Source organism: Lacrimispora sp. (assembly GCF_046972725.1).
Classification (GTDB): Bacteria; Bacillota; Clostridia; order Lachnospirales; family Lachnospiraceae; genus Lacrimispora.
The window spans coordinates 1-23194 of record NZ_JBKVXF010000008.1 but is presented as its reverse complement, the minus strand read 5'-3'; the positions used below and the strand labels follow the sequence as shown (position 1 = coordinate 23194).

At 38.6% G+C, this 23194-nt stretch carries 23 protein-coding genes; 10 read left to right on the top strand and 13 right to left on the bottom strand.

What is annotated here, in order from left to right; translation table 11 throughout:
• Positions 1-2: 2 nt before the first annotated feature.
• On the bottom strand, positions 3-776 hold the full coding sequence (locus ACLTWA_RS19105) for a ParA family protein (protein ID WP_412329502.1): 774 nt from the start codon (positions 774-776) through the stop codon (positions 3-5).
• Between the two features lie 141 nt (positions 777-917).
• On the opposite strand from ACLTWA_RS19105, the gene fliD reads away from it, so the two are divergent.
• From fliD to ACLTWA_RS19090, 3 genes are all read left to right on the top strand, one after another.
• On the top strand, positions 918-3593 hold the full coding sequence (gene fliD / locus ACLTWA_RS19100; RefSeq protein ID WP_412329501.1) for a flagellar filament capping protein FliD: 2676 nt from the start codon (positions 918-920) through the stop codon (positions 3591-3593).
• A gap of 14 nt (positions 3594-3607) precedes the next feature.
• Entirely contained in the window at positions 3608-3973 is a 366-nt protein-coding gene (fliS, locus tag ACLTWA_RS19095) for a flagellar export chaperone FliS (RefSeq protein ID WP_412329500.1), read from the top strand.
• A 74-nt stretch (positions 3974-4047) separates the two neighbouring features.
• Positions 4048-4485, top strand: a complete 438-nt coding sequence (locus tag ACLTWA_RS19090; RefSeq protein WP_412329499.1) for a hypothetical protein — start codon at positions 4048-4050, stop codon at positions 4483-4485.
• Here the strand turns inward: ACLTWA_RS19090 and ACLTWA_RS19085 are convergent.
• Positions 4437-5171 (bottom strand): C39 family peptidase, encoded by a 735-nt coding sequence (locus ACLTWA_RS19085; RefSeq protein ID WP_412329498.1) that lies wholly within the window; start codon positions 5169-5171, stop codon positions 4437-4439. The two genes, ACLTWA_RS19090 and ACLTWA_RS19085, sit on opposite strands and share 49 nt — an antisense overlap.
• 241 nt (positions 5172-5412) lie before the next feature.
• On the opposite strand from ACLTWA_RS19085, the gene ACLTWA_RS19080 reads away from it, so the two are divergent.
• Positions 5413-6732, top strand: coding sequence for a nucleotidyltransferase family protein (locus ACLTWA_RS19080; protein ID WP_412329497.1), 1320 nt, complete (start codon positions 5413-5415; stop codon positions 6730-6732).
• On the opposite strand, the gene ACLTWA_RS19075 is transcribed toward ACLTWA_RS19080, so the two are convergent.
• From ACLTWA_RS19075 to ACLTWA_RS19025, 11 genes are all read right to left on the bottom strand, one after another.
• Positions 6733-6984 carry a carbon storage regulator gene (locus ACLTWA_RS19075; RefSeq protein ID WP_412329496.1) on the bottom strand — a complete coding sequence of 84 codons (252 nt, stop codon included), beginning with the start codon at positions 6982-6984 and terminating at the stop codon, positions 6733-6735.
• Position 6985: 1 nt separating this feature from the next.
• Positions 6986-7432: a flagellar assembly protein FliW gene (gene fliW, locus ACLTWA_RS19070; protein WP_412329495.1), complete on the bottom strand. Its 447-nt coding sequence runs from the start codon at positions 7430-7432 to the stop codon at positions 6986-6988.
• A gap of 20 nt (positions 7433-7452) precedes the next feature.
• A complete protein-coding gene (locus tag ACLTWA_RS19065) occupies positions 7453-8061 on the bottom strand; it encodes a DUF6470 family protein (RefSeq protein WP_412329494.1) in 609 nt (202 codons plus the stop codon).
• A 26-nt stretch (positions 8062-8087) separates the two neighbouring features.
• Positions 8088-9098 carry a flagellin gene (locus ACLTWA_RS19060; protein ID WP_412329493.1) on the bottom strand — a complete coding sequence of 337 codons (1011 nt, stop codon included), beginning with the start codon at positions 9096-9098 and terminating at the stop codon, positions 8088-8090.
• Between the two features lie 11 nt (positions 9099-9109).
• A complete protein-coding gene (locus ACLTWA_RS19055; protein ID WP_412329492.1) occupies positions 9110-11155 on the bottom strand; it encodes a flagellar hook-associated protein FlgK in 2046 nt (681 codons plus the stop codon).
• Complete coding sequence (gene flgN / locus ACLTWA_RS19050; RefSeq protein WP_412329491.1) at positions 11152-11577, bottom strand: flagellar export chaperone FlgN; 426 nt, start codon at positions 11575-11577, stop codon at positions 11152-11154. The genes ACLTWA_RS19055 and flgN overlap by 4 nt, the downstream gene beginning before the upstream one ends.
• Complete coding sequence (locus ACLTWA_RS19045) at positions 11577-11894, bottom strand: flagellar biosynthesis anti-sigma factor FlgM (protein ID WP_412329490.1); 318 nt, start codon at positions 11892-11894, stop codon at positions 11577-11579. The genes flgN and ACLTWA_RS19045 overlap by 1 nt, the downstream gene beginning before the upstream one ends.
• A gap of 98 nt (positions 11895-11992) precedes the next feature.
• Positions 11993-13042 carry a protein-glutamate methylesterase/protein-glutamine glutaminase gene (locus tag ACLTWA_RS19040; protein WP_412329489.1) on the bottom strand — a complete coding sequence of 350 codons (1050 nt, stop codon included), beginning with the start codon at positions 13040-13042 and terminating at the stop codon, positions 11993-11995.
• 142 nt (positions 13043-13184) lie between these two features.
• Complete coding sequence (locus tag ACLTWA_RS19035) at positions 13185-13997, bottom strand: CheR family methyltransferase (RefSeq protein ID WP_412329488.1); 813 nt, start codon at positions 13995-13997, stop codon at positions 13185-13187.
• 14 nt (positions 13998-14011) lie between these two features.
• Positions 14012-14509, bottom strand: a complete 498-nt coding sequence (locus ACLTWA_RS19030; RefSeq protein WP_412329487.1) for a chemotaxis protein CheW — start codon at positions 14507-14509, stop codon at positions 14012-14014.
• 21 nt (positions 14510-14530) lie between these two features.
• Complete coding sequence (locus ACLTWA_RS19025; protein WP_412329486.1) at positions 14531-16666, bottom strand: chemotaxis protein CheW; 2136 nt, start codon at positions 16664-16666, stop codon at positions 14531-14533.
• 127 nt (positions 16667-16793) lie between these two features.
• Here ACLTWA_RS19025 and ACLTWA_RS19020 point away from each other — a divergent pair, with 127 nt between their 5' ends.
• From ACLTWA_RS19020 to ACLTWA_RS18995, 6 genes are all read left to right on the top strand, one after another.
• On the top strand, positions 16794-18215 hold the full coding sequence (locus tag ACLTWA_RS19020; protein WP_412329485.1) for a hypothetical protein: 1422 nt from the start codon (positions 16794-16796) through the stop codon (positions 18213-18215).
• Complete coding sequence (locus tag ACLTWA_RS19015) at positions 18202-18549, top strand: EscU/YscU/HrcU family type III secretion system export apparatus switch protein (protein WP_412329484.1); 348 nt, start codon at positions 18202-18204, stop codon at positions 18547-18549. Before ACLTWA_RS19020 ends, ACLTWA_RS19015 begins: the two co-directional genes overlap by 14 nt.
• 4 nt (positions 18550-18553) lie before the next feature.
• The gene (locus tag ACLTWA_RS19010; protein WP_412329483.1) at positions 18554-19180 is read left to right on the top strand and encodes a PilZ domain-containing protein; all 627 of its coding nucleotides are present in this window, start codon (positions 18554-18556) and stop codon (positions 19178-19180) included.
• A 78-nt stretch (positions 19181-19258) separates the two neighbouring features.
• Positions 19259-20623, top strand: a complete 1365-nt coding sequence (locus tag ACLTWA_RS19005) for an N-acetylmuramoyl-L-alanine amidase family protein (protein WP_412329482.1) — start codon at positions 19259-19261, stop codon at positions 20621-20623.
• Complete coding sequence (locus tag ACLTWA_RS19000) at positions 20620-21678, top strand: N-acetylmuramoyl-L-alanine amidase family protein (protein WP_412329481.1); 1059 nt, start codon at positions 20620-20622, stop codon at positions 21676-21678. The genes ACLTWA_RS19005 and ACLTWA_RS19000 overlap by 4 nt, the downstream gene beginning before the upstream one ends.
• Before the next feature lie 28 nt (positions 21679-21706).
• The gene (locus ACLTWA_RS18995; protein ID WP_412329480.1) at positions 21707-22519 is read left to right on the top strand and encodes a lytic transglycosylase domain-containing protein; all 813 of its coding nucleotides are present in this window, start codon (positions 21707-21709) and stop codon (positions 22517-22519) included.
• The last annotated feature ends 675 nt before the right edge of the window (positions 22520-23194 follow it).

Sequence of the window (23194 nt, the reverse complement as noted above, 5' to 3'; positions counted from 1 at the left end):
TATTAATTTTTACGCTGTTTGATCAGTTCTAGAACTTCTTCAACCAATGACTTGTAATCCATGGCCGGGTTTGAACGCGGAGCATAGTCAAGAAGGCTCTCACCCTGTGCTGGTGCTTCTGCTACACTGACACTGGATCGGATATGAGTATCAAAGACAATGGTGCCTATCTGAGCAGCGATGTCCTGAGCCATTTCTTTCACTTCTCTTGAGAGAAGGGTTCTGGAATTGTACTTATTAAGCAGAATGCCAAGAACGTAAAGATTGGGATTTACAGAGGCACGGACCGTATTAATGGTTTCCTTGATTTGAGAAACGCCCAGCAGGCTTAAAATCTCCGGAATCATTGGAATTATCAGATAGTCAGCAGCTGCGTATGCATTCACAGTAAGAATATTTAATGCAGGTGGAGTATCTATGATAATATAATCGTAATAACCAGCTACGGTAGAAAGAATATTTTTCAACATACTTTCCCGTTGCTTTCCGGTAAATTCCAGTTCAGCACTGCTTAAAAGAATATTGGAGGAAATTACATCACAATATTTTGCAGGCCGGATTGCCTCCTGCAAAGTTGCTGTTCCTTTAAAAACTTCATATATGGTAGCACAGGACTCGATTTCAAGGCCCAGACTAAAGCCTAAATTACCCTGTGGATCTAAATCAACTGCCAGAACTCTTTTTTTCTTCATGGCCAAACCGCATGCAAGAGAGCAGGAAGTGGTGGTTTTGCCTACGCCGCCCTTTTGATTAGTAATGGTAATTACCGTTGACAACTTCTATACCTCCATTCGTAAATTAAGATAATACTATTATCTTTAGTATACAATATGTCGATAAATAAGTATAGTAAAAACAAGAAAAAAACCGATTTTTGACGAAAAAACGGATGTGTGATAATAGAAAGGAGTTTATGTATGGCATCGATATCAGGCAGTACCAACAGTGCATCATCGATTAGAGGCTACGGCGGCCTTGCCAGTGGTTTGGACAGAGACAGTTTGATTGAAGGAATGACGGCATCTACCAAAGCCAAGATTGCAAAGCAGCAAAAGGGCAGACAGTCTTTATTATGGAAGCAGGAAGCATATCAGTCAATCAGTTCTAAACTGGTTGAATTTTCTAAAAAATATACCTCTTATACCAATGCTTCTACAAATTTATCAAGCCCAAGTTTTTGGGGGAAAAGTAATGTTACTGTATCTGGGACTAACAGTAAATACGTAACTGCTACAGGAAGTTCCTCTCTTACAGATTCCTTCTCTATTCTTGGTGTAAAGAGGTTGGCAAAGAACGCTTCTTTAAATTCTACAGAAGCTGTATCTGAATCCTCTTTAAAGACAGGAAAAATAAATTTAGGAGAAGAACCAGTCAGTACTTTAGAGGGCGGCTATATAACATTTAAATATGGCAGTAAGTCTTATAGTGTAACTCTTGGAACGGGAACTACGACTGATGGATTTACATATGACTACTCCAATGGGAAAAATGCCGCTGATTCTATTAACAGATCATTAAAGGAAGTGTCCATTGGAAATGGAAAAACTTTAGCTGATGTAATTGATGTTACGGCCACTTCGGTTGATGGAAGTCCGTCAAAAGCCAGTGATAAAGCAGGAACCCCTTTTTTGTTGGATATGAAGTCTAAAGATAAAGCTGGCAATACTATTTTAGTTGAAGGTGGAAGTCAGGCAACTTTAGATGCATTGGGATTTAAGTATATCGATAGAATGGAGGATGACGATAGAGAAATCAAATCGTCTGGTTTGTCTGAAGAAGTAAAGAACAATCAGAAGGCGGGTAATAATCAAGAGGGCAATGACTCATCATTTTTTAAGAATTTAACATTTGCGGAGCGAGTTGCAGGAAAAAGCATTATTTTTACCTATAATGGAACATCTAAGTCGATATCTTTTGGAAGTGAAAAAGAACTTAGGGATAAATCTCTGGAGGATATAGCCAATGATTTACAGACTAAGTTGAACAAAGCATTTGGAAATAACAGAATCGAGGTAAAGGCTGAGCCAGATACCGGCTATGATCATCTTTCATTTAAGACCGTAAAAGAAGCTGGCCAAAATGATGATTCTTCAATCCTGTCAGTATCTTCAGCTGACCGCGGCGTTCTTGGTAAGAATGGTGCATTAAAAATTTTGAATGACTCTTCTAATCGTTTAAATCTGGAAGTTTCTCTTAAAGATTCCGGATTGAAAGGAATTGAAGATAGTATAAAGAAAGACTTCCCTGATTATCAAGAGATTAAGAATGCTATTGATTCTCTTGATGAAGCTGCTTCTATTGCAGATTTAAGAAGTAAGATGGAAGAGAATATACCTTCCAATAAGATTGATGAGATTTTCGAGAAATTTGGGATAGATGCTTCTGCTGAAAGTGTAAAGGAAGCAAATCGTAGGGTATCTCAGGTTGTATTAAATGGTGAATTAAAATTGAAAATTAACGGAGTGGATATTGAAGGTTTAACCTATGGTAGTACGATGAATGATATCATGAATAAGGTGAATTCTTCAGAGGCTGGTGTAAAAATTAGCTATCTAAAAAATGCAAATCAGTTTTCAATCCAATCTACTGTTGATGGTGCTGGCGGGAAAATAGATTTTAGTGATAAAAATAGTACATACTCTAGTACAAACGCAAAGTTGCTGTTTGGCGTTAATACAGATAAGGCGGTTGTTGGTGAGGATGCTATTGTTGAGATTAAATATGCTGGCTCGGATAAGTCAACTACATTAGTTCGGGGAAGCAATTCATTTAATTTAGATGGTCTGAACATTACCGTTAGCGGTACCTTTGGCTATATTGCTGATGAAAATGATAATCTTGTTCCTGTTAAAGATCCAGACCCGGTGACTTTTTCTTCTAAAGTGGATACAGATAAGATCGTGACTGCATTAACCGATATGATTAAGGATTACAATGAAATCATAAAATCAGTAAGTGATCAGATAAGTACTAAGCCTAATCGGGATTACGAGCCTCTTACAGATGAACAAAAAAAAGATATGTCAGAGGACCAAATTAAAAAGTGGGAAGAAAAGGCAAAAGCTGGAATGCTCTTTAATGATAGTGATTTAAGGTCATTGACTGATGATCTTAGATTTATATTTGAAGCTGGATCTGAGGATAGAAATAAACTGAGTTCATTTGGTATTACAACAAGTAGTACATATGGTGATAATGGTAAACTTGTATTTGATGAAACGAAGTTCAGAGCTGCACTTGAATCAAACCCAGAAGATGTGCAAAAGCTGTTTACAAGGTCGGAAGATGCAAATAAAGAGGACAAGGGAGGCGTTATGGCCCGGTTAACTGCAATTACAAATAAATATGCAGCCACTACTGGAGCCGTGAAAGGTTCCTTGATTGAAAAAGCAGGTTCTGTATATGCTCCTACAAGTGTTTTGTCCAACTATATGCAAAAATCAATTGACTCTGTTGATTCATATATAAAGCGTCTTCAGGCTCAGTTAAAAACAGAAACGGACCGATATGTAAAACAGTTCACGAATCTGGAGAATGTAATATCTCAAATGAACTCTCAAAGCAGTTGGTTGAATTCTTCCTTCGGTGGTTAGGAATGGCGGTATAGATGATGAATGGATATCAGAATTATAAAGAGCAGTCTGTTAATACAATGACACCAGGAGAAATGTTAAATCTCCTTTTTGATGAATTGTTAAAAAGAATTACAAGAGCGGAACTTGCTTTGGAAAAAAAAGAGTTTGATTTGTTTGATCATTCAATGCAGCGTTCGATTGATATAGTTACTTATCTAAAAAATACTTTAGATTTTAATTTTGATATCAGTACAGAATTAAGGCGGTACTATGACTTTTTTCTTTATGAATTTAGTCGCATTATTGCCGGAAGGAATTCAGCAATAATCGCTGAAATCAGACCCTTAATTATAGACCTGCGTGATGCCTTTAAAGAAGCACAGAAATTAAGCAGATAAATTATATGGCTGGAGCGGAGGTATTCCTCTCCAGCCATTTGTGAATGATGATAGAGCCATATTAGGAGGATAATATGGAAGAAGCCATGTTGATAGAGATTCTAAAAGAGGTTCAGAAGAAGAGCCAATGCATTCTTGAAATCGAAAGAATTACAAAAGAAATAGGCGAAGCATTGTCTAGAAATGATAGAACATCTGTACAGTTACTTTTGGGAATGCGACAGGAAGAAATGGACAATGGAGATATAAGTGAAAATAATATTCAAAGGCTGATATCAGTTCTTGAGGGGGAGGATAGACAGAAGGTCATAAGTTTGTTAAGCGGAGAGGAATATAAAAAAACGGAGACTTTACTTGAAAAAAAAATAGTTGAAAAGTGTAAAAATATGCAGATGGTACTAAAGCGGACCATTGATTTGGACCGCCATATTAGTTTGCGATTGGCAGGGAAAGATTCCTTTTATCAACGGGAGAGGCTAATTGACCATAATGGACCTCCGTTTGAAGAATGACGGTTTAGCTCCTGAAGGATTATTGAAGGATCCCAGTCAAGCGTAGTATTATTGTAATTATTTGGGTCTGCAATACGGACTTTTCCTTCATCTGTCATTCTGGTAATAATAAGAAAATGTCCGCTTTGAGTAAAATGTCCCTTCTTCATCAAAGCGACTACCAGATGTCCAGAATCCAATTCTTCCTTAATTCTATCTGCTGTATAATCTGTGATGGGCGTTGCCTGAATTCCAAATGCAGCAGCAGAATCTTTAATAATACAATGATAAGAACCATCTCCGGGGGCCCAACATCGATTTGTAACAGCCCAGTTGGCTATATCAGTAGGAAGAACTTGATTTCCAGTCAGGCTTGTTATAAGCATGGCCATAATTGTCGGTCCACAGCCATAAATAGATAAAGGGTCTTTCCCTCCCCAGAGATAATTTCCCCATCTGGAATCGTTTTGGTTATAGTATGTAAGTGGTCCTGCTACGCTATCAAGCATTAGATCATATTTTCCTTCTTGAGGTATTTCTATATTTGTTGAATTTTCTGTAATTGTAAAACTTGTATTAACTGTTCCATCGGCAGAAGAGTTTAATGGTACATTAATATTGTTCGTATTATTTAAAGAAAAAGTAGCAATAAAAGAAGTAGTAATTAGAAACAGATTTCGAAAAATAAAGTTATAAATTCCACTCATGAAAATCACCTTTTCTATTATAATAATGTTTAATGTCTATAATATGTATCGTACAGGTAACGGACAAAGTTAAGATATTTACATAAAAACCGATATATAATATATGACGAAAAAGTCCTCATAAAAGATCTAAAGGTGCTATCGTATAATTGAATTAATAAGTGCTGGGATATGATCTCATATTGATATATGAATTGTCGTAGTTTTCTGTACCTCGACAGCTTAAGGATGGAAGTATACAATGAAAAAAGGATATGAAGAAAGGTACTTAATAAATATAATATCTGCAGTAATGAATCAAAAGGTTACACCAGAACCATTTCGTCAATTAAATTGGGAAAAGTTGTATCGTCTTGCAGATTTTCATCATGTTGCCCATATTGTTTATTATGGAATCATGGGACTTAATGAAACAATCCCTCAACCGGTTCGAAAGCGATTTTTTCAGAAGTATCTGGAAGCAGTGCATCGAACGGAACGATTGAGAAAAGGAGAAAAACAATTAAAGGATTTGATGGAGTATAAGCAAGTCAGTTGCTTTTTCATGGATTACTCAGAGATGGTAAAAAAATATCCTATAGGAGAGATGTGCTGCAGTGAGTATATAGAAATTGGTACAGAAAAGAAGAGTACTGATTTAATCTCAAATATATTAAGAGTTAGAGATTTTCAAGAGCGTCCTATACAAGAAGAAGGATATTTATATTATCGCATACCTGGTATTAAAGTATTTTTTTATAATTATAATGTATTTTTCAGTAGGTCTATGAAAAAGTTTTTTAAAAGCCTGTTAAAAAGTGCGTTTCGGGAGCATGACCATAAATTTGTGAAAAAGATTCAGTTGGATGATCAGTATTTATTTCGGATGTGCAGGTTAACTGATTGCTATGCCAAAGGAGAAATAAGCCTGAATCAAATAATTGATTTTTGGGTTTTTTATAAAACATATGCAGAAGAATTTTCCTGGAAATATATTTATGAGAGATTAAAGAAACTTAAGATTGCTGATTTTGCAGAGCGGTTGGAATACCTGGTGCTTCGTTGGTTCGGTACTGGAGAACCTGTAGAAAATACAGAAATTTATGAGGCGTTAGAATCTTATATTTTGTCAAAAGGAAAAGAGGGGAGAGATGTCAGTGCACAATATCTCCCGCTTATAAAAACAGTTGCAGACTGCTATGAAAGAAATAAAAAGGCGGAGAAGTTTAATAAACTATTAGAATGGTTATTTCCAGATAGAGGATATATGGAGACCATATATCCTGTTATTGAGAAGGCTGGTGTATTGTTGCCTCTTTTCTGGATCATCAGATTAGGGCGGTATGGAATACGAATTTGTTATAGTAAAATAAAATATAAGCTGCTTCATGGTAGATTAGTAAATTTAAAGAAGTTTCATTATTTATTTTCAATTATTAACAAAGATGTTGTCCCTCCAGCAGCGAAAAATCAATCACCTGCAGGCGAAACGATTTTGAAAGAAAAAATAGAAACGGAAATTAACGATAATGTAAATGAAGAAATCACTGAGAAAGAAAAAACAATGGAGATACCTAAATAATTAGGTCTCTCCATTGTTTTTCTTTGCATGTAGCAAGTTATTGAGTTTTAAAATTGAGCCTGGCTTTAATGTTACTGAGACGGCTTCCTCATTCGCCGATGCGGCTTCTATTAATTCTGAACGCATGATTGAAATATCTCTAGGCGCATCAATCGCTAATTTCACCCAATCATTTCCAATATCCAGTATGGTAATGCTGATATTATCGCCAATTAATAGTTCTTGATCTTTTTTTCTTTGAAGAATAAGCATCCTATTTCTCCTTTTTCACAAAGTCTTTAATGGGGTGGCGAAATTTATAAAGTGCATTATCCAATATTATCTGGCGAGCTCTACGAGTATTTGTGTTTACGGCGATTGGTGATTTTAAATTTACAGTACTGTCTTCCATTGACTCATGAATGACACATATAACATAATAGGATATATTATCTTCGTTATAAGAAGCATCTAACAGCCTTTTATCTTCATCGGATAATATGGGTGAGTAATCAGTATATAACTGAAATGGATTCATAAGAATAAAGGAAACAGTAGGATCTTCCAAAGATTGTAATGAGATGAGTGCATCACTGTTATCTTCAAATGCTAAGGGAATATATTCTTTTAACTCAGTAAACCCAAATAATCCTTCAGGAAAATATATTATTTCTTGCTCTGAGCAAGTAATTGTGCCAAAATATTGTGTTTTAATCTCCATATCAACCTCCTAAATTTAAATTAAGCAAGCACATCTACTGGAGAGTGATTAAAAAATTCTGCAGCACTGGGGGGGACATAAATGGGTTTGCCTATATACTCGATTTGTACATCTGGCATTTGGGTTATAGATACCTCTACATCGCCAGGGATAAACTCAAAATCTCCATTTGCTACTTTTATATCGAAACTCAACTTGTCCATCTGATATTGAATAGATAGATCAGGATTAGACCATTCAATATCAGGTCCTGTAGTTGGAAGAAATTGCAAACCAAATTCACCCGTGGGCATCTGCGCCCGATGAATGGCTATCTGATCTAGGGGATTTGAAATATTTGGGTCTAACAATAGTGCACCCTCCTCTGCATATGCTGCTGTAGCTTCTTGCGCAGCAGCTAATCCTTTTTGAGCATTTTGACGTACGCTTTCCATAGTTGTAGGACATACAGAATTTCGAGCATTATAAGTATCTAAGCGCACTTTAATCGGACTGTTTTTAATGTCAAAACTGCCCTTTTCTCTATTTGTTATTAATTGTGCTTTTGAATGAGAGTATTCCAATGAAGCTTTTTTTACTTTTATTTCATACTTAATAGGTATTGTCGTTATTTTCAGCAATGGTTCCATATATACACCCCCGATTCGGCCTATTTTTATTTCATGAAATCAATAAAAGATGGAGATAGAATACTTGTTCCTACTTTTAATGCAGCATTATATGCATATTGATTCCACATATAATTGGAAATGGCTTCTGCCATATCTATTCCTTCTACATTTTCCATCTGTTCTTGAAGAGCAATTTCAGAGTTCTCTAAACGATCTTTTGTTGTAGTGAGGAATGAGGATTTAACTCCTAATTCAGTTACTTGATTAAGCAATCCAGTACTTAAACTTTCAAATTTTCCCATCAATTTTCTATATGAATCGGAGTCGAATTCTTCTGCTTCTAACGCATCAGCCAATTGTCCAGCCAGAACAATTGCATTATTGCTTATCCCATCTTCGTCTTTTCCAAACCCAATTGCCTTAATTCCCGGTAATGATAGGTTAAATGCACTGGAAGGAACAACCTGGTTGGAGTCGTCGAGAGAAAATCCCATACCTAAATCAACATACAAGTTTTCTTTGGAATATTTATAGAGCGTAGAATAATCAGCTGTTCCGGCAGCTGCATCAACATCAATTCCTCTGTAGGTCAAAGTCCCGCTGTCTGATAAAGTGAAAGGCGGGTTATTTCCATCCGTACCTGCAAATAAAAATGTATCTTCATAAGTAGAGTTTAAGCTAAGTACCATTGATTTTTGAAACTGACGGATAGCAGAGGCATAGCTCTGTCTAGTTTCCTTTGTCTGGTTGGTTCCATTCATGGCTTGTACATTATACTCTTTGCTGATTGTCTTTACCATATCAGAAACCTGCCTTAACGCATCTTCCTGTCCATCCTGTCGGGATTGAACATCTTTCAACATGCTTAAGTTATCCTGATTTGAATAATATTTTCTGTGAAGCTGTGAAGCTCTGGCAGCAGAAAAAGGATCTTCTGCTACGCTGTTAAAACTACGTTGGGTCATTACATGTGTTCTGGAATTATTTAAATTGTTAATTGTTGTAGAAAGATTATTTTTATAGTTACGCAAAAGCGCATTTGTCGTAATTCTCATTGTTTATCCTCCTATCGGCCAACAATGCCTGTATTATTAATTAACACGTCAAGTGCCTGATCGAGAGTGGTCATCAGGCGGGCAGCTGCAGTATAGGACCGCTGGTACTGCATGAGGTTAATACCCTCTTCATCTAGAGATACGCCTGAAACAGAATCTTTGTTGTTTGATGTTTGAGTAAGTACAGCTACGTGATTATTAAGGATACTCGTATTTTCTTTACTGTCAACACCCTGCATATTTTCCATGTTTGAATAGCATTGTGAAAAGCTACCGTTGTAATACGATATAGATCCGACTTGAGTTTTCCCAGAATCATCAGTATAGGTATATTCATATGTAAACTGACGGCTGTCTGTTAAAGCTTTTTTCATGAGAAGAATATTGCTGTTATCCTTAGAGCCCGCATTTGTGTCATGTGAAGCAATAATGTGAATATTGTTGTTCATCCATTCGTCGGAAATCTTTATATTACTGGCAGTAAAAGTTCTGCTCCCATCTGTGGTTTTAAATAAGTCATAGTTTTTTATATTGCTGGGGTTAGCCTCATATAACAGCTTCGGAACCTTTTTATCACTGCCTTTGATGCTGTCAGACTCAACAATGGTGCCAGATGGTAAGTCAGTATCGCTTGTCCATGTTAGTTTTTTAGCAGCAGAATCATATTTCCAGGTACCCTCATAGATTGTATCATTGACATATAAACTTTTATTATTATTATTTAGTTCATCTGCCAAATGGTTTAGACTTTCTTCCAGATTATTTCCAACAGCTATCGTCCCGTCACCGCCGCCGGAGCCAAACATATATTTTTGTCCATTAATGCTTATATGTTCATATTTTAATATATTGCCGGTTGAATTTTCAAAGCTTAAACTGTACTCTGCCCTTTCATTACCGGCAATTGTTACACTTTTTGCAGAACCGGTGGAGGGCATGTCTTTTACTCCGGTATCAGGAGATGTATTTTCATTTAATTTATTAAAGGTGTTTGCAAAGGTCTGAACAAAGGAATCAAATGCTTTCTCATAATATCCGATACCTCTGTAATCAGTTGCAGGGTTATCTAACTCACCAGATTTATTTAACATGTCAACAGTACCTTTTATAGTACCTTCTTTTAAATAACTGGTAATATCTATCTTTTCTAATGAGATGTTTCCGGAAGTCGGAAATTCACTGGCAGGAATAAGGGAAATAGAAACTGATCCATCCTCATTTCCCTTTGAGTCCTTATTTCGTTCAATTGATAGAGAAGCAAAATTCTCTCCATGTTCTCCATTGGTAAGATCATAGGTTACTCCGTCTGTGCCAGTAAATTTTACTACAGGATAATTGTACTTTTCGCCGGTCGAAATAGATACTTCATTATAAGTGACACTAATTGGGAGATAACCGGCAAGTTCATCAAGCTTGTTATTTCGCTGATCCATCAATTCAAGTGCAGGATTACCAAGCAATTGATTTTTCCATATAGAATCGTTTAATTCAGCAACATCAGATAAGAGACTATTGACAGTAGGAATGCTTGTTTTTTCCAAGCTGTTGATCGTTTCTTCGCGGACGCTTTTTAAATCTGTAGCCTTTTGGTGAATATAACTTAAGAGAACCTGGGTACTGGAACGTACAATACTGTCAAATTCACTATTATTTGCATTAGATGACAATTTATCCAGGTTACTGTTTAAATCGCTAAGTGCCTTTTTTAGTGCTTCTCTGTCTGTCTCATCGAATATATCAGCCAACTGGTCTAAAGTTGCTTGGTGCGCATCGGCTGTTCCTACTTTGGCAATCTGATTCCGGTATTGAATATCAAGAAATGGGTCCCTGATCTGAGAAATGCTTTTCACCTCGACCCCATAACCAATTTTTGAACCAGGATTGTTACCGTATAAATCACCACCTTGTAAATTGAGACTCACAAGGTCCACCTGTTGTCTGGTATAGCCTGTTGTATTAATATTTGCAATATTTTGACCGGTTACGTCAAGAGACCTCTGACTTGCTGCCATTGCAAGACGGGCAGTGGTAAATCCGGCGAATGTTGATCGTGTCATATTTGTCCTCCCCAGTTCGCTTTATCTAATGCCATTTTATTCTGTGCATTGCTGATAGCATTGTTTACCTTGTGTAAGTTTATTTCAATTATAGTGCGTGCGCTGTCATTGGTATCCTGAAAAAGGCGTACATAATGTGAAAGTGTGTTGAACTGATTTTTCAGCTGATCATGCACCTCTCCGGAAGTTTTTGAAAGTATTTCCTGGAATGTATGACCTTTGAACCCCAGAGCTTCCTGGCAAACTTCCCGTTTGCGGTCAAGGCCTTTCAGCTTTAATATTGCTGCCTGTTCCCTGTTCATGCATTCTTCCACATGAGTGATCCGATTCTTTTTAGCGGCTTCCAGTTTGTTTTGTTCTATCTGTATAAGCTCCTGGAACAATTGGGTCAAATCCTCAATCACAGTAATAAAATCATCCATTATAATTCTGCTCCTTTGTATAAAAGAATTTTTTCCGCAATCTTATTGGCATCTACCTGATAAGTTCCATCTTGAATTCTCTTTGTTAACAGGTCCAGTTTTTCTTCCGCAGCGGGCTGCTGAATCTCTTTTAATAGTAGATTTTTCAGAGTAGATACAAATTTCGAATCTATGTCTTCCTGAGATGCAGACCGGATAGTGATTTCATCATATTTGTTTTTTGAGGATTCCGAAGAAGAAATTCCGGAAGAATCCTGATTTTGTCGTATCATGGATGTATTATATAGCGTACTGAAATAGTTCGATGAAATACGCATTTAACTACTCCTTTCTAAGAGCTTTATATACCAACGTTTCTACTTGTATTATCGTCAATAATGAAAAAATATTAACTTTAGAATCAGTAATTTGTTAATTAAAGTGAATATAAATGTTTCAGTAAAACATTGGAAATGTTGGCGCATGAGGTTTGGGTGATAACTGCTCCAATATTATAGGCCACCATAGGCATTCCGTATACGACGCAGCTTTCTGCATCCTGGCCAATGGTGTATGCACCTTTTTTCTTCATATTGAATAGTCCGTCAGCACCGTCACGCCCCATACCGGTCATAATGATACCCACAGAGTTGGCTCCGGCCGTATCTGCAACAGACTGGAAGAGAACATCCACAGAAGGGCGGTGCCCGCTTACCTTTTCACCGGAGAAACAGCTTACCGAATAGCGGTTTCCAATACGTACCACCTTCATCTGAAGATCACCAGGCGCAATAAGTACCCGGCCTCTTTCAATGAGATCCCCGTTTTGTGCCTCTTTGACATTCATCTGGCACAGACGGTTCAAACGGTCGGCATACATTTTTGTAAAACCCTCGGGCATGTGCTGTGTGACCACAATACCGGGTGTATCTGCTGGTAAATTTTTTAAAACCTGCAGTGTAGCTTCTGTACCTCCCGTGGAAGCGCCAATAGCAATAACCGTATTGTATGCATTCAGAGAAAATGGCTTTCCGCTTCCAGGTGTGGTTTTTAAAACGGAAGGAGCGTGGACCGCTGCAGCAGGTATTTTGATTTTGGCACGGGAGGCAATGAAGATCTTACTCATCAAGGTGTTTAAGAAAGTGCTTGAGGAGTTGCTGACAGTCATATCAGGTTTCCTTACAAAATCCACTGCACCAGCAGAAAGTGCTTCAAATACGTTTAAGTTCATGGAAGAGACCAAAATAACCGGGACGGCATATTTGGGCAGAAGCTTCTTTACAAAGTCAATTCCACTTAAGCGTGGCATCTCCACATCAACCGTAACAACATCAGGCTTTAACAAGGGAATCTTTCTTTCCGCATCAAATGCATCAATGGCATATCCAATTACTTCGATATTTGGATTTTTGGAAAGGTTATCAATCAACACCTTGCGAAAGAGCAAGGAGTCATCTACGATGAAAACTCGGATCTTTTTATTCATAATTTACTCCAGTCTTGGCAATGAAATAACACTGCCAGGCAGATGAAAGTTATACTTTTCTGATATCTGATTTTAAATCTGTGTAATATAAAATCCATTTACTAAGCTGAAACAGTAGTAAATAGATTTTATATTAAACAGATTATTCTTTTCGGTATGTTGCCGGCATTATATACTTAAAAGGCGTTTTTTCTTTATTAATTGTTTCCGAATGCCCAATCAGTAAATAACCTCCAGGTGCAGTCGCATCGTAAAAGCGCTGGATCAAACCATCTTTCGTTTCCTGATCAAAGTAAATCATTACATTTCTGCAGAAGATAACGTCAAATTTCAGGCGGAACCGAATGGGGTCCATCAGATTAAAGGTTTGAAAAATAACATTGGACTTAATGGCGGGTGATACGGAGTATATTCCCTGCTCTTCAGTTTTTACAAAATATTTGGATTTCCATGCAGGTGAGAGATTCTTTAGGGATTCTTCGTCATATACCGCCTGTTTGGCTGCCTTTAATGCATTTTGGGAAATATCGGTAGCCAGAACCCTGGTATCCCAGAGGGCGGCCTGCGCCCCCAGGGTTTCCTTTATTAACATTGAAATGGTATAGGGCTCTTCACCGGAAGAGCAGCCAGCACTCCATATGCTTAGCACTTTATTTTTTTTCGTACGCAACAGATAGGGGAGAATGGTATCTCTGAAAAAATTAAAATGTGCTTCTTCCCTCATAAAGTAAGTATAATTTGTCGTAAGCTTATTCAGCATTACTTCCAGATCAGCGGGGTTCTTCGATGAAGTAACATGGTCTATGTATTCGGTAAAGGAGTTATACCCAAGGGTGACGATTGTGTTTGAAAGACGTCCCATGATTAACTGCATCTTTTTTGACAAGTCAATTCCATAATTCTTTTTCACGAACTGAACCAGTCGTGTGAAGTCTTGCTGTGAAAGTGTTAACATATAGAAGCCGTCCTTTATGAGTTATTAACTAAAGTTTCACAATCCATTAGCAGAACAACTTTGTTGTCCGGCATGGATATCATACCGCTTACCAGTTCTTCCCTGTTATTGGCAGGTACGGAAGATATTCTGGAATAGTCGATATCCAGAACCTGCTCTACGGCATCGACAATGATTCCGATAAAAACGGAATCAACATTTAAAACAATAACACAAGTTGTATTGGTGTATTCAATCGCAGGTTTGCCGAGTCTTGAGCGGATATCAATAATCGGTACGATCTGACCTCTTAGGTTAATGATCCCTTTTACGTAATTGGGCATCATGGGCATAGCTGTGATCACATGGTTGGTAATGATTTCTATAATATAATTGGTGCTCACACCAAAGATCAGATTATCGGTACGGAAGGTCAAGTAGCGCTCGGTTGCTTCCTTGCTTTCAGAAGCAAGACCTTTTGTTGAATCATAATCTGAGCCGGTCATAGTAGTTTGCGTATTCTCTGCTGACATTTGTATTCCTCCAATTCCCAATTAGTATTGATTGTGTGCGGCAGCATACAGATTCAAGACATCCAATATGATGCTGATATTTCCGTCGCCAAGAATGGTACAGCCGCTGATGCCTGAATCTTTAATATTAAAGCTGTTCAGATATACGGGAAGCGGTTTTACTACAACCTGCTGCTCGCCTAAAAGATCATCTACGAACAGGCAGTAGGATTTATCTCCGGATTCTACCCAGACGAGAATTCCGTCTTCTATATTGGTAATTTCTGTTTCAATATTGTAAAGACTATGAATGCGGATAATCGGATAGAACTGGTTCATGCATTTGATGATTTCATTGCCTTCGGTATCGTAAATCACTTCTTCATTCTTCACTTTAAAGGATTGGCGAATGTTTGCAATCGGAATAGTAAATACAGATTTTCCAACTGCGATCTCCATGCCGTCAACGATTGCCATAGTAAGCGGGATTTTTAAGGTGGTGCACATTCCCTTTCCTAATTCACTGGTGATAGTGACGGTTCCGCCAATGGTTTCCACATTTTTCTTGACCACATCCATACCAACTCCACGGCCAGAAAATTCTGTAACCACTTCATTGGTGGAAAAGCCGGGAGCCAAAAGAAGTGCAAGAATTTCTTTTTGTGTATATTCGCTTTCCGGCTTTGTAAGAATGCCATTCTTCTTTGCTTTTGCAAGAACTCCGGCTGGATCTACACCGCGGCCGTCGTCTTTAATGGAAATAATTACTTCATTAGTGGTATGGCTTGCAGATAAAGTGATTTCACCCTGAGGATCCTTACCGGCTGCAATGCGCTCCTCAGCGGTATCTTCAATTCCGTGATCCATGGAATTGCGGACAATATGCATAATCGGATCCCCGATGCTGTCTACAATGGATTTATCAACTTCAGTATTCTCACCAATAATGGTCAGACGGACATCTTTTTTCAGCTTCTGCTTCATATCTCTGACAATGCGGTTCATTTTCTGGAATACGCCAGATACAGGAACCATGCGCAGGGACATAACGATATCCTGAAGATCATCCGTCAGTTTGCGGAGCTGTCTGGTGGCTTTTAAAAAGCTGTCCAGGTTTTTTAAATTCTGAATCTCAGGAGAGGATGTTACCATGGATTCTGTTATGACGATTTCTCCTACAATGGCAACCAGGTTATCCAGCTTTGTAAGATTTACGCTGATTAAATTCTGCTTATTCGGTGTCTGGTGTCCGGTACTTGGTGCCGGTGCACTTGGTGCAGCGGTGTTTTCTCGGACAGCCGGAGAAGCTGTTGATGGATTCTGTACCTCAGCCGCTGCTGCATTTTTAACGCGGACATTTTCAATCAGTTCATAGGAGCGGATATTGTTTAAATTATTAATCAGGGAAATGGCTGATTCTGCATCTTTCCTGGATTCAAAAGTCAGAAAAAATCCTTTTTCAATAATCGTGGCACAGCTTTGACTGTTTGTCTCAACGTCATGAGGATAATAGCCAAACTCCAGGCCAGATTCTTTCAACGTACTGATAAGCATAAATGCACGAAGGTTTTCCATTCCGCAGCCTTCATCAAAAAAGAGGCGCAGGAAGAAAGCGGCGTTATCGTCCGGGCATTCTGCCAGGTCCATACGGATCTCGTCTAAATTAACAGCCTGTACGGCAGGTGCTGAAGATTTTAAAATCTCTGTTTCCTCTTTTTGCACAGAAGGTTTCACACCCGGTTCTTTTTCGCCCTGCTGTGCATTATCCTTGCTGATTTTTTTCAGGAAGCTATTAATTTCCTGAGTCAGATTGTCGACATTATCACTAAGTGGTTCATTGTTTTCTACCTTTGAAACTTCTGCACGAAGCATATCGGTAGAACGGAACATTAAATCAAAAAGAATGCTTTTGTGAGAACTGTCGAGAGATTCCAAACCATTCTCACGAATAAAAAAGAACAAATCTTCAATGTGATGTGCAATCTGCATCAGTGAAGAAAACTCCATCATAGCGGAAGAACCCTTGACGGTGTGCATGATACGAAAGATTTCGTTCACATCGTCCACTGTAAAATCCCCTGCTTTTTCGGCTTCTATCAGGAGTTCATCCAATTGCTCCAGTAGAGAATTGGTTTCAAAGAGATACATATCAAGCATATTATCCATGCCGTTATCCATAATATTTACACCGCCTTGTCTAGTTTAGTATATATCTATTTATCGGTATGGTTGGTTAAAAAATAATAGTAATTAGCAGAACCTTTCGAAAAAAATATGTGATTCACCACATAAATGGAGGCTTAATATGGCAGATGTTTTAAAAGTAACGACCCCGCTTTCTGGTTATGATAATTCAACAATAAAAAATAATCCACAGGCTGGCCAGGACGTTCAGATTCAGAATCCGGTTGACCCTTCAAAAGTAACAAGGGGAGATAACCGGACAAATTCCGGCGGGGATGGGGAACAGCAGCTGGCATTTCAGTATAGGTCTAATTTTGGCACATTCCTCAGTATGGTTAAGAATGTTCCGGATCTGTCAAAGGTGCTGACAAACATTTTCTTCCAGGGGGAGGAGATGCTTACCGGAGGAGTCATGGGAGAGGAAGCCGCAGAGCGGATTGCTTCCTTCTTTAAGGCTGCTCAGATGAATGAAGAGGATATACTGCCCTTTTTAAAAGAACAGGCAGAATCTTCCGCGCGTTTCAGCGGTGGCATTTTTGACCAGCTGCGCAATGCGATGGCAGATACGAATTCTGTGGATCTGAAAGCGGATATTCTTAATTTTATAAAGAAGTTCAATGACATGTCTTCTGGAAAGCATATTCTTAATGATATTTACCGTACAATTAAAGATATGGAGAGTTATGTCTTTAAGCAGACGAAAGAGCAAATTGAAGAGATGCTGAAAGAACTGGATGTAAATGCAGCGGATGGAGATACTTCGCATAACAGCGCATTGCTGAAAGAGAAAATCCTCCCTTTTCTTGGCCGCTATATTGCTATGAATCATGACATGGGCACAATCAGGGATAAGATTTCCCTTTTAACTGTTTTAATGTCCAGATATGAAAATGGAGACAAGGAAGAAGTGATGCAGGCTTTTTCCAAGCTGACAGGTTACCAGGGGTTCCGTAAATTTTTCGGCGGAATGACGTTAGACCAGTTTGGCCAGCTGTTAAGTCAGGTTGATATGGAACGGGCAGCAGGAAAGAATGAATGGGCGGATAAATTTCTGGATTTCCTTCGGACCGGGGTGAGTGGCGGAACCGGACTTGAGAATAAACAGATATTCCATCAGATGCTGCAATCCATGGTTTTAAGCGAAAGCGTCTATATGCCTCTGCTGCATTTGGCATTTCCGGTTAATATAAATGGAAAGAAGCTGTTTTCTGAGATGTGGATTGACCCGGATGAAGAGGGCAGCAGCACTCAGGCAGGTGTGGAACGGATTGCCAGAGCTTTTGTAAAGTTTGATATCAAAGAACTGGGGCAGTTTAAGCTTTTGCTTTTATATGGGGAGAATAAGGCGACCCTTCAGCTTTATTATCCAGAGAAGATGCAGAAATCGGAGGGGAGTATCCAGAAGGGATTAAAGGCTATTCTTGAAAAACATTGTTTCCGGATTGATAATATATATCTGCAGGCAGGGGGCGGACCCACATCCCCTGTAGAGGTATTTCCTAAAATTCAAGAAAGGAAGAATTCAGTCGATGTCAGAATTTAAAAATACACTAAACAAAAAAGCGGTTGCGTTAAAGTATGATGACACCAGGAATATCGCTCCTGTCATTGTTGCATCAGGAATGGGCTACATGGCAGAAAAGATTGTCGAAACGGCTAATGAAAATGGTGTTCCGGTCTATGAAGATGATTCTCTGGCAACGATTCTGACTCAGCTTGAGCTTGGAACCCAGGTTCCGGAAGAACTGTACCACGCCATTGTGGACATTTATCTTTATTTTTTAGATTATGTACCTGACATAAAAGAAAAATTAATAACACAAAACTCCGATGATTCAGATCAGGAAGAGATTGAATCACCAGAAGCGGGGGAATAAAAATATGTTTACAGAATGTAAAAAAGCTACCATTTATTCATTTGCAGGCAATGTGCTTGCAGAAGCAGAAGTAACTGACTGTGAAAAAGATATTATGGGATTGATAATCCAGAAAGAGGATATGGGTAAGATTGGCTCAGAAACCATTGTTTTGTTTTATGATGGAGCAAAAGGGCTGGTTACCTGTAAATGTCATCTGTCTGATTGGAAAAAGCTGGAGGACAGTCTGACTTACCGTGTTTCATGCAGGGTTGACAAACAGATCAGTGAAGAGGAAAGACGCCAGACGATGAAGGTCAAAACCGGGTATTCCGTTACAATGGAGATACCGGATGCGGCTGGAAATGTAATACCTATCCGGGCGGTAGTAAAGGATTTAAGTGCAGGAGGCGCAGGTCTGGTGTCAAGGGAAGAACTGAAAGAGGAGCAGCCATTTTCGTTTCTCCTGGATACAAAATTTGGCTGCGTTCGTTTAAGCGGTTCTATTCTCTGGAAAAAGGAGATGTCTGATGAGGATGGAAATCGTTATTACCGGTATGGCAGCAAATTCTTTGATATGACAGCTCATCAGGAATCCATGATGAGAAAAATAATTTCATTTGAGTATCTGAAAAATACAAATATCCAGTAACTGCTTATGTTTTATGGCTGATTTGACGATAAAAAATATGTATTGTGATGTGTGTAAGTTAAACAAAGGAGTGATTGAATGAAACATCAAAGGCGGAAAGTAGCTATATGTATACTGACAGCCTTCTGTCTGTGTATCATCTCGAATAAAGCCATGGCTACGGAAGCCATCAATTCGATCAGCATTAAAGTGGGACTCAATATTGAGGCAGGAGACCGTCTGCCTGATATAAGCATTGATAAAACTGATGCAGAATGCTATGTAAGTTCCGGAAGCAAGCAGTATCGTGTAACTGATGCGGAATGGGTGACTTCTACTTCCAAGGATATTACCATTGGAGAAGAACCTAAGATGAACGTTACCATTACCCCTTCCAGTGAATCCGATGCTTATTTTAAATCGTCTTATGAAGCTTCCAAGATAAAAGTTAACGGAGGTACTTATGTCAGTGCCAAGCGGCAGGGAAGCGATTTGATTGTAACTCTTCGGGCGAAGCCTGTCAAAGGTCTTTATGCAGAACCGGAAGATGTAGGCTGGAAGGATACAAGACTTGGCCAGGCAGTATGGGAAAAAGGAGACAACACATCAGGAGCCTATGAATTATGGTTATATAGGGGAAAAAAGATTATATTAAAAAAAGAACTGGTAACTACGACTACATATAATTTTTATCCGTATATGACAGAGGAGGGAACTTATTCCTTTAAGATCCGTTCAGTTCCATTCAAACAGGATGAATTGAAAAATGGGAAAAAAAGCGGTTGGGTTGAATCTGATGAGCTTGTAATCCGAGACAGGGATGTATCAGACGGAGCTGGAAAAGAAGCTGACCGGACAAAAGATAATTCCGGCAGTAAGGAAGCGGCAACCGGCTGGGAAAAGCAGTCCGGGGTCTGGTATTACCGGTATGCAGATGGAACCGTCCAGACAAATTCCTGGCTGGCACTTGATAATGTATGGTATCGGTTTGACGAGACAGGGAAGATGATAACCGGCTGGTTCCTATTGGATTCTGATATATATTACATGGATGCCAGTGGAGCGATGCTTACAGGCTGGCAGAAAATTAATGATACATGGTATTATTTTTACCCGGATAACGGTCACGAAGCGCCCCAGGGCGCAGCAGCAACCAACTGGCAGGTTATAGATGGTTATCATTATTACTTTAACAGCCAGGGGGCCATGCAGACAGGCTGGGTGAATCAGGCTGGCAGATGGTATTATTTAAATACCATTCCGTCGAACCTTGAAGGAGCCATGATTAAAGGCTTGTTTACCCGCAACGAAAAAACTTATTATACTGGAGAAGATGGAGTGATGATGACCGGCTGGCAGCAGGTTGACGGTTATTGGCGCTTTTTCTATCAGGATGGATCCATGGCAGTCAACACGGTAATCGATGGCTATCAGATTAATGAAGATGGAGTGTGGGTACAATGATAAGAAGGGCAGACAAAAACTTATATCTGGTATTACTTGCCGCTTTGTTCGTAATAATAACATGTTTAATACCGTTAAAAGCGTATGCGGCTGATTCAATAGTAATAAGAAGCTTGAATTTAACGTTTAAAAGCCAGTATGGTGACGAAGAAATCCTCATGCCTGAGATATCTACGACAACTTCCGGCGTTTCCATTCAGGATGTTCTCTGGAAAAGAGATATCAGTAAGTGGAAAGCCGCTTCCAATGAAAGAGCCAGCGTAATTCTTACCTCAGACAGCATGGTCTTTGCAGAATCCTATAACCGCTCTGAGTGTAAGATTACAGGTGCTAAATTTGTTTCTGCCAAATCTCTGGATAATCACACCCTGGAAGTAAAGGTTGATTATGTTCCTGTGGTGAAATTAGGCAGAACCTCTAAAGCGGGGTGGAGCGACAGCAAAAAAACCAAGGCTGTATGGAATAAAGTCGAGTTTGCCACAGGCTATCAGGTAGCTTTATATGCAGATGATAAACTGAAAAAAAGAATCTCGGTTTCATCGAATGTAGCTGATCTTTCGGAATATATGGATAAAGACGCGATTTATTATTACGAAGTGCGGGCCATCGGTTTTACTGCGGAAGACCGCAAATTCATCAAAGAAGGGGATTATGTCACTTCAGAAGATGTAGTTATGGAATATGACGGGGATACCACCGGAGCCTGGAAAGGGAATACCTATAAACAGGAAGATGGCGGAGTGCCCAGAAACAGCTGGAAACAGATTTTAAATGACTGGTATTATTTCGACGGCAACGGAATTCGTCAGACCGGATGGCTGCAATCAGGACAGAGGTGGTATTATTTAAGCCTTTTCGATGGCAAATTACTGACTGGCTGGCAGAATATAAATGAAAAATGGTATTACTTAAACCCGCAAGGTGGTGAGATGATGACTGGCTGGGTAGAGACACAACCAGGAGTCTGGTACTATTTTTATTCTGACGGCAGTATGGCAAGCAATACAAACATAGGTGATTACTGGGTAGATGCTTCAGGAAGATGGGTATCATAAAAGGCCCAAGAGGTGGGAGGACTGAATTTTGGCAACGATAGACCAGTTGAGATTATCTGCACTTGCAAGAACCAATCCAGAAAGAACAAAAAGTGCAGGAGCGGAATACGGAGGCGATTTTAAACAGGTACTGAGGTCAATAAAGAATGTACCAGAAAATCTTGATGCAATGTTTAACGAAGCGGCAGATAAATACGGAGTATCTGTAAATTTATTAAAGGCGGTTGCCAAGGCTGAATCAAATTTCAACCCTTCAGCGACTTCCCCAAAAGGTGCAGCAGGTGTGATGCAGCTTATGCCAGCTACCGCAAAATCTCTGGGCGTGGCTAATCCTTATGATGCCAGAAGCAATATTATGGGAGGTGCCAAATATCTGAAAGAGAATTTAAAGCGATATAATGGAAATATTGAACTTACATTAGCAGCATATAATGCGGGAAGCAATAATGTAAAAAAGTACGGTGGAATTCCGCCTTTTAAAGAGACACAGGAATATGTTAAAAAGGTCATAAACTATATGGGCAGTTTTGACACGTCAAAGGAACCCTCATTGTATTTTGCCAAGAGCTCTAAAAACACGAGCAATTATGTTAATCCGTATTCTTCGAGCTACAGTTCTTACTATCCACAGAATACAAATGAAATCACCGGATTATTGCAAGCATTCAGTTCTGGCACCAATCAATCAGATGGAACAGCTGAAAACTCTCTTCTATTAAATAAAACTAATTATCTTTATTTAGTAGAATTGATGAAAATGAGAATGCAGATGTCATCCAATTCCATAGCAGACCAATATAGCTTATTAGATTCAACCAGTGGATCGCTGTATAATATATAAGTTAGGAAAGGCCGTATGAAAGGTTAAGATAGTGACTTTTCATACGGCCTTTCTTACTATAATTAATTTATGAATTTATGCTATTATTTGTTTTGTCTATCGGGTGGCTCTGCACAGAATATTAAAATGTACTCCTTAATGCATATTATTTTAACTTTGCTGTCTAACGTGCATGTATATAATCTCTCGAATGTATTATATAAACTTAAATCCAATGTCTAAAAAACTGTTCATGAAATTACAGTAAAAATCCCTCTGCTTAAAAAACATAAAAACTTTATACAATCATTTACGCTTGTGGTATTCCAAATAAATCAAAGTAAGTAAGAGTGATCAAAGCCACAATTTACTTATTCTTAAATGAGTTTCCATACATAGTTACTTGTTGTCTAAATAAGATATAAAAATTCTGATTTATAAAAAGATAAAAAAATTAAAATAAATGTTGACAATTGTCGTCTGCTTTGGTATGATATAACTCGCCGCTGGAAACGGCGGCAAAAGCTTCTTCCAAAACACATCGTGAACCGATGAAAAAGTTTTGAAGAAAATGAAATAAATGGTTGACAAAAACAACCAGAAATGATAAGATATATGAGTTGCTGTTGAAGCAGACAACACAAAAAGCACTTTGAAAACAGAAGATTGAACAGTATGTAAAACCCTGAAAATTCT

Excerpts from the sequence above, each read along its gene's own strand:
- fliD (WP_412329501.1), top strand. The coding sequence starts at position 918 with ATGGCATCGATATCAGGCAGTACCAACAGTGCATCATCGATTAGAGGC.
- fliS (WP_412329500.1), top strand. The coding sequence starts at position 3,608 with ATGATGAATGGATATCAGAATTATAAAGAGCAGTCTGTTAATACAATG.
- ACLTWA_RS19090 (WP_412329499.1), top strand. The coding sequence starts at position 4,048 with ATGGAAGAAGCCATGTTGATAGAGATTCTAAAAGAGGTTCAGAAGAAG.
- ACLTWA_RS19085 (WP_412329498.1), bottom strand. The coding sequence starts at position 5,171 with ATGAGTGGAATTTATAACTTTATTTTTCGAAATCTGTTTCTAATTACT.
- ACLTWA_RS19080 (WP_412329497.1), top strand. The coding sequence starts at position 5,413 with ATGAAAAAAGGATATGAAGAAAGGTACTTAATAAATATAATATCTGCA.
- ACLTWA_RS19075 (WP_412329496.1), bottom strand. The coding sequence starts at position 6,984 with ATGCTTATTCTTCAAAGAAAAAAAGATCAAGAACTATTAATTGGCGAT.
- fliW (WP_412329495.1), bottom strand. The coding sequence starts at position 7,432 with ATGGAGATTAAAACACAATATTTTGGCACAATTACTTGCTCAGAGCAA.
- ACLTWA_RS19065 (WP_412329494.1), bottom strand. The coding sequence starts at position 8,061 with ATGGAACCATTGCTGAAAATAACGACAATACCTATTAAGTATGAAATA.
- ACLTWA_RS19060 (WP_412329493.1), bottom strand. The coding sequence starts at position 9,098 with ATGAGAATTACGACAAATGCGCTTTTGCGTAACTATAAAAATAATCTT.
- ACLTWA_RS19055 (WP_412329492.1), bottom strand. The coding sequence starts at position 11,155 with ATGACACGATCAACATTCGCCGGATTTACCACTGCCCGTCTTGCAATG.
- flgN (WP_412329491.1), bottom strand. The coding sequence starts at position 11,577 with ATGGATGATTTTATTACTGTGATTGAGGATTTGACCCAATTGTTCCAG.
- ACLTWA_RS19045 (WP_412329490.1), bottom strand. The coding sequence starts at position 11,894 with ATGCGTATTTCATCGAACTATTTCAGTACGCTATATAATACATCCATG.
- ACLTWA_RS19040 (WP_412329489.1), bottom strand. The coding sequence starts at position 13,042 with ATGAATAAAAAGATCCGAGTTTTCATCGTAGATGACTCCTTGCTCTTT.
- ACLTWA_RS19035 (WP_412329488.1), bottom strand. The coding sequence starts at position 13,997 with ATGTTAACACTTTCACAGCAAGACTTCACACGACTGGTTCAGTTCGTG.
- ACLTWA_RS19030 (WP_412329487.1), bottom strand. The coding sequence starts at position 14,509 with ATGTCAGCAGAGAATACGCAAACTACTATGACCGGCTCAGATTATGAT.
- ACLTWA_RS19025 (WP_412329486.1), bottom strand. The coding sequence starts at position 16,666 with ATGGATAACGGCATGGATAATATGCTTGATATGTATCTCTTTGAAACC.
- ACLTWA_RS19020 (WP_412329485.1), top strand. The coding sequence starts at position 16,794 with ATGGCAGATGTTTTAAAAGTAACGACCCCGCTTTCTGGTTATGATAAT.
- ACLTWA_RS19015 (WP_412329484.1), top strand. The coding sequence starts at position 18,202 with ATGTCAGAATTTAAAAATACACTAAACAAAAAAGCGGTTGCGTTAAAG.
- ACLTWA_RS19010 (WP_412329483.1), top strand. The coding sequence starts at position 18,554 with ATGTTTACAGAATGTAAAAAAGCTACCATTTATTCATTTGCAGGCAAT.
- ACLTWA_RS19005 (WP_412329482.1), top strand. The coding sequence starts at position 19,259 with ATGAAACATCAAAGGCGGAAAGTAGCTATATGTATACTGACAGCCTTC.
- ACLTWA_RS19000 (WP_412329481.1), top strand. The coding sequence starts at position 20,620 with ATGATAAGAAGGGCAGACAAAAACTTATATCTGGTATTACTTGCCGCT.